The sequence below is a fragment of the Pedobacter sp. Leaf194 genome (assembly GCF_001423945.1).
Lineage (GTDB): Bacteria > Bacteroidota > Bacteroidia > Sphingobacteriales > Sphingobacteriaceae > Pedobacter.
This window is the reverse complement of record NZ_LMPU01000013.1, coordinates 104,912-117,905: the sequence shown is the minus strand read 5'-3', so window position 1 is coordinate 117,905 and position 12,994 is coordinate 104,912. Positions and strand designations below refer to the sequence as shown.

Genomic DNA, 12,994 nt, shown 5'->3' with positions numbered 1-12,994 from the left:
TGCTGTCAAAAATAGCATTTTTATCTAATATACATTTTACTGAATTTGTTTGCAAAATCCGTTTTTTATATTTTACTTTATGATATCAAATCAATATCATTATGTATCAGGAAAAAATTATTAATCCGCCATCAGGCTATTTAACATTCGCATTGTTTTTGGTGCTTTTAGGCGCCGCTGTTTTTTGTTTCGTTACAGAAAGTTTTATTTGGGGCGGTTGCATTCTGGCCTTTAACTTTTTTCTGGTTCTGCCGGGATTAATCATCAACAATCCAAACGAATCTAAAGTGTTAACGCTTTTTGGTAAATACGTTGGCACGGTTAAAACCGATGGATTTTTTTGGGTTAATCCATTAACAAGCAAGCGTAAAGTTTCGTTAAGGGCAAATAACCTGAACGGACAACAGTTAAAGGTTAATGATAAACTGGGAAATCCGATTGAAATCGCCGCTGTGGTTGTTTGGAAAGTTAACGAAACCGCCAAGGCGATTTTTTCTGTAGAAAATTACATGCAATATGTTAATATACAAAGTGAAGCCGCGGTTAGGCATCTGGCGAATATCTTTCCATATGATCATTCTGAAGGCGAGGAAACCAGCATCACATTAAAAGATGGGGCAGAGAAAGTGAGCGAATTATTGGAAAACGAATTAAATGAAAGGTTATCAAGAGCCGGGATTGAGGTGCTTGAAGCCAGGATATCCCACCTTGCCTATGCACCAGAAATTGCGAGTGCCATGCTTCAGCGGCAACAGGCAACAGCGGTTATTGCTGCACGAAAACTAATCGTTGAAGGTGCTGTGGGGATGGTAGAAATGGCGCTTGAAAAGTTATCTCAGAAAGGAATTGTAGAATTAGATGAGGAACGTAAAGCCGCCATGGTTAGCAATTTGTTGGTGGTATTATGTGGCGACAGGCATGTACAGCCAGTTGTAAATACCGGTACTTTGTACAATTAAAGCAATGGAATTCGAAGAAAAGCAAAATCTAAACCTTTGGTGGCTTTATATTTTACTTGGCCTTGATGCTGTTATCGTTTTAAGCATTGTGCTTTTTGATAAGGGTGGTATGGATTTTCAAGTCATGAAACAAGCCTACTTTGCTCCTCTTCTGGCTGTTTTGTTACCTTTCCTTGTCATTTTTGTTATTCAGAAGAATAAACTTAGTTTAAAAATAACGCCGGAAGGAATTTTTTACCGCTACTTCCCTTTTCAGCTGAAAGCTAAATTATTAGAGTGGCAAAGTATGGAAAGGGTTTACTTAAACAAGTTCGACGCTTTGGGAGATTATGGTGGCTGGGGCGTTCGTTACAGGCTTTGGTTCAAATTCAATGATAAAGCCTATATTTTAAATGATAAAGAACGGGGGCTGCAGATAGAATTTAAAAATGGCAAAAGGCTCCTTTTCAGTTCCAATAAACTGGAAGACCTGGAATTGTTTCTGATCAATTTTAAAACGAGGTATAATATACAAGCAATACAATAAAGAATGGCTGAGAAAGATAAAAAAGCTTTTGTATTAAGAATTAGTCCTGCATTATTAAAGGAAATAGAAATCTGGGCTGCTGATGAATTTCGGAGCACGAACGGGCAGATTGAATTCTTACTGAATCAGGCTTTAAAAACCCGAAAGAAAAATAAACCAAAAGAGGAATGAAGTTAAGGCACGGGTATTTATCCGTGTTTTTATTTTATATGTTATCGCAATGCTAAAATTTGGTTTATAGCGTTTATGCATTATTAAAAATACATAACTTAGCAGCCTAACCAAAATTCATAAAATTAGTTTACATGAGAGAAGTTGTAATTGTTTCGGCTGTGAGAACGCCTATTGGAAGTTTCGGCGGCTCATTAGCCCAATTTTCTGCCACCCAACTGGGCGGGTTTGCCATAAAAGCTGCTTTGGAAAAAGCAGGCCTAAAACCTGAACAGGTTCAGGAAGTTTATATGGGGAACGTGTTATCCGCAAATTTAGGCCAGGCGCCAGCCACACAAGCTGCAAAATTTGCCGGCTTGCCAGATTTACCTGCTACTACAATTAATAAAGTTTGTGCCTCGGGCACCAAGGCCATAATGCTGGCAGCGCAAAGTATTGCTAACGGCGATAATGAAATTATTGTTGCTGGCGGTATGGAAAGCATGAGTAATGTACCTTATTACCTGGATAAGGCCAGAAATGGCTATCGACTGGGACATGGCCAGGTAACTGACGGCTTGATGAAAGATGGTTTGTGGGATGTTTATAACGACTACCACATGGGTTCTGCGGCAGAACTTTGCGCTACAGATTGTAATATTAGCCGAGAAGCACAGGATAATTTTGCTATAGAATCTTACAAAAGGGCACAGGCTGCTCAAACAGACGGGAAATTTACCGGTGAAATAATTGCGGTAGAGGTTAAAGACCGCAAAGGGGAAATCACTTTAATTGATACTGATGACGAACCCACCGCCGTTAAGTTTGATAAAATCCCTGGATTGAAGCCTGTATTTAAAAAAGATGGAACAGTGACCGCTGCAAATGCATCGACACTTAATGATGGTGCAGCCGCATTGGTATTGATGAGTGCAGAGAAAGCAGCTGCATTAGGCATTAAACCTTTGGCAAAAATAATTGGCTATGCAGATGCACAGCAGGCACCAGAGTGGTTTACAACTGCTCCATCCAAAGCAATTCCATTGGCTTTGCAAAAAGCAGGTTTAGATTTAAAAGCAGTAGACTTCTTCGAAATTAACGAAGCTTTTTCTGTGGTTTCAATCGCAAACAACCAGATTTTAGGTCTGGATGAGCAAATTGTAAATGTAAATGGTGGTGCAGTTTCTTTGGGTCATCCGCTTGGCGCATCGGGCGCCCGAATTGTGGTGACACTTTTATCTGTGCTTGAACAGAACAGCGGCAAAATCGGCGTTGCCGGAATTTGTAACGGTGGTGGCGGTGCAAGTGCGCTGGTTATCGAAAAAATGTAAATCTATCAAATGAAAAACATCAAATTTCTTCTTATTATTCTGGGGTTTTTGGCTACAAAACTACACGCTCAGCAAAATGCGACTAAACTTGATGTTTTTCAGGATAGCTTAAAAAATATAACGCTTCGCGTTTATAATGAGCAGCAAAGTGATGCAATAAAATTTGCGGAAAATGGCCGGTTTGTGAAAACGCTGGTTGAGGCATTAAAAGAACCAAATTCGTTTAATTATGGGTTCGATTCACTGAAAACAGTTTCGGTTGTTAACTCTCCCGACCAGGTTTTCAGAATCCTCTCCTGGTATGTTCAGTTGGAAAACGGCACTTACAGATATTACGGTGCCATTCAGATGAACAGTAAAAGTGGATTAAAATTATTTCCATTGATAGACCAAACGGAAAACCTTACAGATGCGAACGCAATTACCACGAACCAAAAATGGTTTGGGGCACGCTATTACGAAATTATTCCGGTTACCACATCTGGCAGATTGCCGTATTACGTTTTACTGGGTTGGAAAGGGAATACTACCGAAACGACAAAAAAAATTATCGAAATACTCTCTTTCGATAAAGAAAATGCCACTTTCGGTATGCCTGTGTTCGACGGAAAGGACCTTAAAGGTAAAAACCGCGTTATCTTCGAATATCAAAAGCAAAATGCGATGATGATGAAAACGGACAAAAAGGCTGGCCTGATTGTGTTTGACCACCTGACCCCTTTCGATGCTGAGATGGTCGGAAAATTTCAGTTTTACGGCTCAGATGGCAATACAGATGCATTTAAGATTGTGGGTGGAAGACTAAGACTGCAGGAGAACGTAGTTTTAAAAAATGAAGCAAGCCCAAGTGATGCGTTATATGCTGACCCAAGTAAAAATGTGAAACCAATCCGAAAATTTTAATGACTGCAGAAACGTAACTTATTCATTATTTTAGAGATAAGTTAAAAATTTGCTAGAATGCGCATCGCTCACTATATTGCGCCTTGTTATCAACACAAAAACAATACACAAATTTTGAAACCATAAACTAAAACCAACAAATGTTCTATGCAAACATCAGCTGAAACACTATCTATAAACCAGGAGAAGGAGCTGAATCTCCATTTGGAAAGTCAAGGGGTTTCTCCTGAAAAATTATTTAACCATCCGGTCGGGCTTTTCGTACTTTTTTTCACAGAGATGTGGGAAAGGTTCAGTTACTATGGAATGCGTGCCATTCTGGTTCTTTTCTTAGTGAGCGATTTAAGTAAAAATGGCTGGGGATGGCCAAGGCCGGAGGCACTACAACTTTATGCTTTATATACAGGGCTTGCCTATTTTACACCAATTATTGGTGGGCTGATTGCCGACAGGTGGACCGGTTACAGAAAGGCCGTTATCATTGGCGCTCTGGTGATGACCCTCGGACATGGCGCCATGGCTCTGGAAGGCATGAGTACAAACTTCTTTTATGTTGGCCTGCTTTTATTAATTTTAGGAAACGGCCTCTTTAAACCAAATATTTCATCAATTGTTGGCAAACTTTACCCGCCTATCAGCGATAAAAAAGATAGTGCATACGCAATTTTCTATATGGGCATTAACTCCGGCGCATTCATCGGGATGTTAATGTGCGGCTACATCGGTGAAAAAGTAGGTTGGCATTACGGCTTCGGCCTGGCTGGCATTTTCATGTTGTTTGGCATGCTGCAGTTTTACTTTGGTCAGAAAATATTTGGGGTAATCGGCTCTGCCATTCAGAAGGCAGAAAAAGTAGAGAAAGCTGATCCTACAGCGGAAGTTATGTCTCCTATTGTAAGGAAACAACGTTTATGGGTTGTGGGGATATTTTCAATTTTCACCATTTTCTTTTGGATGGTTTTTGAACAAGCAGGTGGCTCGATGACGATTTTTGCGAAGGATTATACGCTCAGAAATTTAACCGGAGGGGCTGCCCTAACGTTTAAATGGATTGATGCTATCCTAACAATTTTCCCTTTGGTTGCAGTTTCCTACGTGTTGTTTAGCTTAGCAACGAAAATTTTCAAAAAATATCCTGCTACGATACTTTTTACACTTTTAAGTTTTTTAATTATCTGGGGCATTGCCATTTGGAAGGTTACAAGAGAATTTAGTTCGGTTACAACAGAAGTTCCGGCTTCATGGTTCAGCGTTCTAAATTCATTTTTTATCGTTTCTTTAGCGCCTATTTTCTCAAAAATCTGGGAAACTAAATTTAACCCAAGCGGACCTGTAAAGTTTGGCATTGGCCTTATTTTAGTTGGCGTTGGTTTTGCTGGCCTTGCCTATGGCGGTTCAAGCATTCCGCAAGGCGCTACCGCGGCACAGGTAAGTATGTTCTGGCTAATTTTTGCTTACTTCTTCCATACCGTTGGTGAATTATGCGTATCTCCTGTCGGTTTATCGTATGTTAGTAAACTTGCCCCTGCAAATCTTGTAGGTTTAATGTTCGGCTTTTGGTTTACCTGTACGGCAATAGGAAATTACCTGGCTGGAGCCACAGGTTCCTTAATCGATAAAATAAGCTCGCAATATTCAATCTCTATATTCTTTTTAATTTTTACAGGGATTCCGATTGTTGCCGGCCTGATTATGCTTTCGTTAAATCCATTATTAAAGAAGTGGATGCACGGCGTTCATTAATTTTTATACAAAATCAACATTTAAAAGCCCGGTTTAAATCGGGCTTTTGGCTTTTAACATTTGTTCATGAGTGAAACACAAACCTTAAGCGAGATTCAGAATTTCGAAGGAAAATACCCTAAACAACTCTGGTATTTATCGTTGGTAGAAATGTGGGAGCGTTTTTGCTTCTATGGTATGCGTGGTGTACTGGCATTTTTCATGGTTGATCAATTGCACCTTTCAGATCAGAAATCGAATCTTCAATACGGTGCAATCCAGGCCTTTGTTTATGCCTTTACTTTCATAGGCGGTATTTTTGCCGATAAAATCTTAGGATTTCGGAAATCGCTCTTTTGGGGCGGCTCCTTAATGATTATCGGCAACTTAATTTTAGCTTTCAATCCTCAGGATTTGTTTTACCTGGGCATAACACTCTCCATTATTGGCACAGGTTTCTTTAAGCCAAATATTTCATCCATGGTTGGCGAACTTTACCACGAAAAAGACAATCGCAGAGATGCTGGTTACGGCTTATTTTACGCCGGAATTAACGTTGGAGGCCTTTTGGGCGGAGCGATGTGTATTTATTTAGGTAAATATTACAGCTGGCACCTTTGCTTCTTATCTGCAGCCCTGGTGATGGCCTTCGGCTTAAGCACTTTTATTTTCACAAAGAAATACCTTGGCCCAATCGGCAATTCGCCATTACTTCATTTGGCAAAAACCAAAAGGACGGCCTACGAAATTATTGTTTATGTTGGCTCATTATTGTGTATCCCATTGATTTTTATAATGGTAAAAAATACTGCCTTCACCGATTATTTCATGTACACAATCGGGGTGGTTGCGCTGATATATTTTCTCTATGAAATTTTTATGGTGAAGGAAAGAAAAGCACAATACAAGCTGTTTGCCGCTTTCGTTTTCATCTTCTGCTACTTCATTTTTATGGCTATTTCTGAACAGAGTGGTGGCTCGCTCTCTTTGTTCGCGAAAGATAATTTAGACCATAATCTTCTGTTTCTATCAATAGACCCGAATGTGGTTAACAATAGTGTAAACTCCCTGTTTGTGATTGTATTTAGTCCGATAGTTGGTATTTTATGGCTGTTAATGTACAAAAAGAAGATAGAGCCGAATACCGTTGTAAAGTTTGGAATAGGCTTTTTGCTTTTAGCGCTTAGCTTTTACGTTTTTTACGCAACAAGGTTCTTCGCAAATGAGCAAGGCATCAGTTCGCTAAATATTTTTACGCTTGCTTACCTTTTGCTTACACTGGGCGAACTTTGTTTGGGGCCAATAGGCATGTCGATCATCACAAAACTTTCTCCTAAAAAGATGTTCGGTATGATGATGGGTCTTTGGTTCTTGTCGAGTGCTTTTGGCCAGCTCGCTGCAGGCAAACTGGGCGCAGAAATGTCCAGCATAGAAAACGCTTCACTGATGACAAAACTCATGTCGTACACAGAGGGCTATAAACAACTGGCCATTTATTCACTTATCGCCGGGTTGGCATTAATAATTGTTTCGCCAATGATTAAAAAGCTGATGGCTGAAGTTAGGTAAATATCATTTTAATGGATTTTAGCCTGTTTGAAATGTATGATAAAGGTTTTTTCACATTAAATCTTTACTTTCGTGCCTTTCTAAACCAATAACAAATTTAATTGCAATAACGCGTGTCTGATAGTTTAGTAATCATACCTACCTATAATGAAAAGGAAAATATTGAAAAAATTATCCGAAAGGTATTTTCTTTAACACAACCTTTTCATGTCTTAATTATCGACGACGGTTCTCCCGATGGCACTGCAGAAATCGTTAAAGCACTTCAAAAGGAATACGCCGCCAACCTGTTTATACAGGAACGTGCTGAAAAACAAGGGTTGGGAACCGCTTATATTTTCGGTTTTAAATGGGCAATAGAAAAACAATACGCCTATATCTTTGAAATGGACGCCGATTTTTCGCATAATCCTGATGACTTGATTCGCCTGCGAGAAGCTTGCTTAAATGGCGCCGATGTGGCCGTGGGTTCGCGGTATGTAAAGGGCGTGAACGTAGTAAACTGGCCAATGGGCAGGGTTTTGATGTCTTATTTTGCCTCCATGTATGTTCGCATTATAACGAGAATAAATATTCAGGACGCAACTGCAGGGTTTAAATGCTACCGAAAAATTGTGCTTGAAACCATCCCTTTGGCAAAAATCAAATTTGTTGGTTATGCGTTCCAGATTGAAATGAAGTTTACGGCCATTAAATATGGCTTCAACGTAGTGGAAGTTCCGATAATTTTCACCGACAGAACCGAAGGAACTTCGAAAATGAGTACAAGAATATTTAGGGAAGCTTTTCTGGGCGTAATCCAAATGAAGGTGAACAGCTGGTTCAGAAACTATAAAAGATAGTTTATTCCTCTGTTTTACCTGCTCTAATCATCGCACCAAAATCTTGCTTTTTGTACATTGCGCTTACCGTTTGCGCAAGTCGCCTGGTTCTCGTTGCCTCAGTTTTTGCGTCATTTATCCACCTGATGAAATAGTTTTGATGGGATTTGGGTTGCGCTAAAAATTGTTCCATAAGAAAGCCTTCTTCTGATAAGCAGAGCTCCAGATCTTCGGGCATTTCAACTTTGAAATCTTTATCTTCTTCCAAAAACAGCGTTACTGCGGCGCCTTCTTCTTTGCCGAGTTTTTTGCGAAGCGCTCCTTTTAAGGCGATAATAAAATCACCCGCCCCCATCGGGATTGTCGCAATGCCATTAATTTCTACTGAATCTATTTTTCCTTTTACCCTAAAACTCTTTTTACAGTCGGCTTTAATTTTGTTTGCCAAAGCCGCAGGAATGAAAATGTAACTCCAGCCGGTTTTTTCACCCATAGACTGAAACTTCTCTATTTCTGCTTTAAAATTAACCATGCTTTAAAGATAAAAATTCTTTCCTTTAACCAACACCAACGGGATTTAAATGAATATCCAGTTTGGCAAACTTCAATACTTCTATACTCGGAAAACTAAACTCTTCCACAACTCTACCTAAAATCAAATAGCAGCCTTTACCTTTAAACGGATAAATGGGCGTAGCGTTTGGAAAGTGGTTCGTATCGAAAAAATCACCATTGGCATCAAGAAAAGTTCCGAACCACATTTTCGTATTTTTAACCGTATGTACCGTTTTTTCACAAACGTAGTTTCCAACCATTTTTACAATTTCACCAACGTGATTGTTTAAATCGCGAGCCATTATATCTCCGCGATAACTTGTTTTTAGTAAATCAAACATGCTACAACTGAACGGAAAATTCAACAACTCGAGTTCGGCATAGGCATCTTCTACCGCCGAGTTGTCAAGTTTAGGCAAGCGGAAATCTTTATGTTCGACACGAAAAAGTTCGGCATGGTTTAACATCTTCTGTTTGTGGCCCAAATGGGTGTACACATCCCAGAGCAATGTTTTTTTATCCTTTCCGGTAAAACGAAGTGCGCCCAGTCTGATGAGTAAAATGGCTTGTTCGAGGGTAATTTGGGTACGCTTTAAAAACTGCTCCAGGTTTTGGTAAGCACCGTTTCGCCTGCGCTCGGCCGGAATAAGGGAAATGAACTTATTTTCAAGACCCTGTACACCGGCAAAACCTAGGTACGCTTCATTATCCTCAATATTCACAACTTCGTCGCTATGGTTTACACAAGGAAGGTGCACGTTTGCACCGGTTTTTTTTAGCTCGTGTACATAAACCCAGCGACTGTAAAAGCCACCATAATTATTTAAAACAGCCACCATAAATTCCTTTGGATGATATGTTTTAAGGTAGAGACTCTGGTAACTTTCCACCGCGAAAGACGCCGAGTGTGCTTTAGAAAAACTGTAGCCGGCAAAAGATGAAATCTGCCGCCACACTTCGGAAATAAGGGCCTCCGAATGCCCTTGTTCCCTGGCAGAATTAAAAAATTTATTAACCAGCTCATCGAGAGCAAGCTTTGAACGGTATTTACCACTCATTGCTTTCCTCAAAACGTCCGAATCGGCCAGGTCCAATCCTGCAAAGTAATGGCAAACCTTTATTACATCTTCCTGGTAAACCATAACGCCGTAGGTTTCCTTAAGCTGTTTTTCCATCTCCTCACATAAATAAACGACCTTTTTCGGTGCGTGATAGCGCTCTATATATGCCTTCATCATCCCCGAACTCGCCACGCCTGGCCTAATAATAGAACTTGCTGCCACAAGCGTTAAATAATTATCGCAGCCAAGCTTCTTAAGTAATTGCCGCATCGCCGGCGATTCAATGTAAAAACACCCAATCGGCTGGCCTTCCTTTAAAATGGAATTTAAGTTTGAGTCGTTCTTAAACGCTTTAAAGTTATGGATATCAACCTCGATGCCTTTATTTTTCTTCACCAACTGAACGGCTTCCCTGATATGGCCAATGCCTCGCTGGCTTAAAATATCAAATTTTTCATATCCGATAAGTTCTGCCTCATACATATCCCACTGTACGGTTGCAAATCCTTTAGGGGGTAAATCCAGTGCAGAATAGTAAGTTATTGGCTCCTCAGAAATCAGGATTCCACCGGCATGGATTGAGCGCTGATTAGGCATCTCCCGCATAAGACTGTGCACCCTTCTTATTTTTTGATAGGTTGGGTTTTGAATGTTAATTTTCTCCTTAGTCTGGTCGCTGAAACTATCGATTTCTTCGGTCGACAGTCCCAGCACCTTTCCTATCTCGCGGATGACGGCCTTATCCTTAAACGTGCTCATGGTACCCAAAAAGGCGACATGATTTTCTGGGTACTTCTTAAAAATATAGCGCTGTATTACTTCCCGCTCATCCCAGGCAAAGTCTATATCAAAGTCTGGCGGACTGGTTCTTTTCTCATTCAAAAAACGCTCAAAATATAAATCAAGGTCTATCGGATCCACATCGGTTATGCACAGGCAGTAGGCAACGATGCTGTTTGCTCCAGAACCCCGGCCAACATGATAAAACTTCTTCTTCCCCATTGCAAAGCGAACAATATCGAAAGTGATTAAGAAATAAGCGCAATAATTTTTGAGTTCGATAATTTTAAGTTCCTTCTCCATTCTTTGCCTGGCGACTGAATTGTCCTTTCCATAACGATACTCCAGGCCTTTAAAAGCGATTCTACGCAACAGAATTTTATCAAATTCATCGCCTTCTTTGGTGTACGCAAGCCTGTTTTTCGATTTTGTGTCAGTCTCGAAATATGCACTCATGTCGCAAGCAATGAGCAGCGTTTTCGTATTCATCAACATAAAAGGATAAGCGGAATAATTTTGCTCCAGCTCAGCTTCAGCAATGAACATTTCATCCTTTAAGCATTTCGCTTCCTCTGGTACTTTCGTTAGCAGCGTATTCAATTCAATAGCCCGCAAATATTCGTGCAAACGATAACCGATCTTATTATTTATCGTAACAGGATGCCAGGCAACCAATTTTTCCTGCTGTTGCAATAAAGGATGTTTGAATAAATAATTGAGTTGACTCTGCCTTACACCCACAAACTCATTCCCTCTTAATTGGAAACTGAAATCCTTTTTGAAAGGATAAATTATAAAAGCATTTTCAAAAAGCGGAGCCGAATCAGGCAGCGGGACATCCTTTATATTGTGCAAACTCAAAAATTCGTTTAATTCCCGCATGCCCTCCTTATTTTTTGCAATTCCGATGTATAGAAGCTCGCCGTTCTTTCGAAATTCGATGCCCGTTACAGGTTTCAAATGATAAGGTTTGTTCCCCTTTTGCGTTTCATCAGATTCTTTATAAAGGCTTTGTTTATAGCATTCGCGGATAAATTCTGTGCAGCCTGTAGAATTATTAATATCTGTTAATACGAGCTGACTAATCTCGAGTTCGCGTGCGGCGGCGATTATGGTTGGAATATCCATAACGCCGTATTTTAAACTATAGGATGAATGCACGTTTAGGAACATAGCACTAACTATCGTTTCTTTTTGTCCCGGAAGAGATGTCCGAATTTATAAAGGTCCTTATTCTAGATTTTTTTCGCTCCTCATCTGCTTTGCTTCGCGGATTATACTTAACAACCTTGTTTTGTTCATCTCTTGCCGGTTTGGAAACAATGCATGCTTTAACAACAGATTCCACCCCGAATTGCTTTCTAACTCTATCCATTGCCTGGTACAAACCATATTCCTCCTCCGAAGTATGGTATAAACCGATTTGCTCGAAGCCATTAACCAGATGGGAAAACTTCACGCCAACCAGTCGCAGCAACATGCGCTTACTGTACAACTTCTGAAATAAATCATGCGCCTTCGCGATTAGAAAAGAATCTAATGCGGTGTAAGGGATTCGGGCCTGTTGGGTAACCGTTTCAAAATTTGAGTAACGGATTGTAACAGTTATGCAGGCGGTGAGTTTTTGCTGGCTGCGCAGTTCAAATGTTAAGTTTGTAACCATACCGGTAATTATGGATTTCATCTTGTTCACATCCATACTATCGTTTTCAAAAGTAGTTTGCGTACCTATGGATTTGCGCTCACGATAAGGAACAACCGGCGATAAATCAATTCCCCTGGCTTTTTGCAACAGGCTTAAACCATGGTCGCCTAAAATTTTAAACATAAGTTCCTGAGGGATGTCTGCCAGCGTTTCAATCTTCCTAACGCCCATCTCACTCAGTTTACGATAGGTCGCGTTCCCAATGCCTGGGATTTTATTCACCGATAAGGGATTGAGAAAGGGCCTTACTTCCGGAAAAAGAATTTCCATTTCGCCGTTTGGTTTGCATTCATTGGTCACCACCTTCGCCACAGTTTTGTTAACCGATAATCCAAAAGAAATAGGCAATCCTGTTTCAGTGATGATTTTTTGCCGCAGGTCTGATGCGAATTTCATACACCCAAAAAACCTGTCCATTCCAGTCATATCGATATAATGCTCATCTATACTTGCTTTTTCAAACAACGGAACCCGGTCTGCAATAATTTCAGTGATTTCATGTGAGGCTTTTGAGTAATCATCCATATTGCCTTTTACAAAGATTGCCTGCGGGCATAAAATTCTGGCTGTTCTACCGGGCATTGCCGCATGAACGCCAAACTTTCTGGCTTCGTAACTACAGGAGGTAACAACTCCCCGATCCGAACTGCCACCAACGATAACAGGCTTCCCGATAAGCTTTGGGTTTTTTCTCAACTCAACAGATACAAAAAAAGCATCCTGATCCATGTGAATAATTTGCTTCCCGCGCTCCATAATCAATATTTTGGTAAACAAATTTATACTAATTTATTTAGCTTTAAGATAGTTTTAATCTTTATTTACTAAAATTTTGCTAACATATTTAGTTTTAAGGATTTAATTAAACCTTTTTTCTTTTTATGCTGTTTTACTTAAACAAAAGCCAATATT

11 protein-coding genes are annotated in these 12,994 nt (G+C 40.0%); 8 read left to right on the top strand and 3 right to left on the bottom strand.

Going from position 1 to position 12,994, the window contains the following annotated elements; genetic code table 11:
* Positions 1-101 precede the first annotated feature (101 nt).
* The 8 genes from ASG14_RS18440 (at position 102) to ASG14_RS18410 (ending at position 8,002) form a co-directional block, all read left to right on the top strand.
* Positions 102-959 carry an SPFH domain-containing protein gene (locus ASG14_RS18440; RefSeq protein WP_056872554.1) on the top strand — a complete coding sequence of 286 codons (858 nt, stop codon included), beginning with the start codon at positions 102-104 and terminating at the stop codon, positions 957-959.
* Between the two features lie 4 nt (positions 960-963).
* Positions 964-1,485: a hypothetical protein gene (locus ASG14_RS18435; RefSeq protein WP_056872553.1), complete on the top strand. Its 522-nt coding sequence runs from the start codon at positions 964-966 to the stop codon at positions 1,483-1,485.
* 3 nt (positions 1,486-1,488) lie between these two features.
* A complete protein-coding gene (locus ASG14_RS20100) occupies positions 1,489-1,656 on the top strand; it encodes an Arc family DNA binding domain-containing protein (protein ID WP_082491696.1) in 168 nt (55 codons plus the stop codon).
* A gap of 134 nt (positions 1,657-1,790) precedes the next feature.
* On the top strand, positions 1,791-2,966 hold the full coding sequence (locus ASG14_RS18430) for an acetyl-CoA C-acyltransferase (RefSeq protein WP_056872552.1): 1,176 nt from the start codon (positions 1,791-1,793) through the stop codon (positions 2,964-2,966).
* Between the two features lie 9 nt (positions 2,967-2,975).
* Positions 2,976-3,869 (top strand): hypothetical protein, encoded by an 894-nt coding sequence (locus tag ASG14_RS18425; protein WP_056872551.1) that lies wholly within the window; start codon positions 2,976-2,978, stop codon positions 3,867-3,869.
* A gap of 147 nt (positions 3,870-4,016) precedes the next feature.
* A complete protein-coding gene (locus tag ASG14_RS18420; protein WP_082491694.1) occupies positions 4,017-5,612 on the top strand; it encodes a peptide MFS transporter in 1,596 nt (531 codons plus the stop codon).
* 66 nt (positions 5,613-5,678) lie between these two features.
* Positions 5,679-7,160 (top strand): peptide MFS transporter, encoded by a 1,482-nt coding sequence (locus ASG14_RS18415; RefSeq protein WP_056872550.1) that lies wholly within the window; start codon positions 5,679-5,681, stop codon positions 7,158-7,160.
* A gap of 113 nt (positions 7,161-7,273) precedes the next feature.
* A complete protein-coding gene (locus ASG14_RS18410) occupies positions 7,274-8,002 on the top strand; it encodes a polyprenol monophosphomannose synthase (RefSeq protein ID WP_056872549.1) in 729 nt (242 codons plus the stop codon).
* Between the two features lies 1 nt (position 8,003).
* Here ASG14_RS18410 and ASG14_RS18405 read toward each other — a convergent pair whose 3' ends face one another.
* From ASG14_RS18405 to dinB, 3 genes are read right to left on the bottom strand one after another with little or no spacing between them, the layout of a single operon-like run.
* Positions 8,004-8,513 (bottom strand): YdeI/OmpD-associated family protein, encoded by a 510-nt coding sequence (locus ASG14_RS18405; RefSeq protein WP_056872548.1) that lies wholly within the window; start codon positions 8,511-8,513, stop codon positions 8,004-8,006.
* Positions 8,514-8,538: 25 nt separating this feature from the next.
* Complete coding sequence (gene dnaE, locus ASG14_RS18400; protein WP_056872547.1) at positions 8,539-11,550, bottom strand: DNA polymerase III subunit alpha; 3,012 nt, start codon at positions 11,548-11,550, stop codon at positions 8,539-8,541.
* 4 nt (positions 11,551-11,554) lie between these two features.
* Entirely contained in the window at positions 11,555-12,838 is a 1,284-nt protein-coding gene (gene dinB, locus ASG14_RS18395; RefSeq protein WP_056872546.1) for a DNA polymerase IV, read from the bottom strand.
* Positions 12,839-12,994 lie beyond the last annotated feature (156 nt).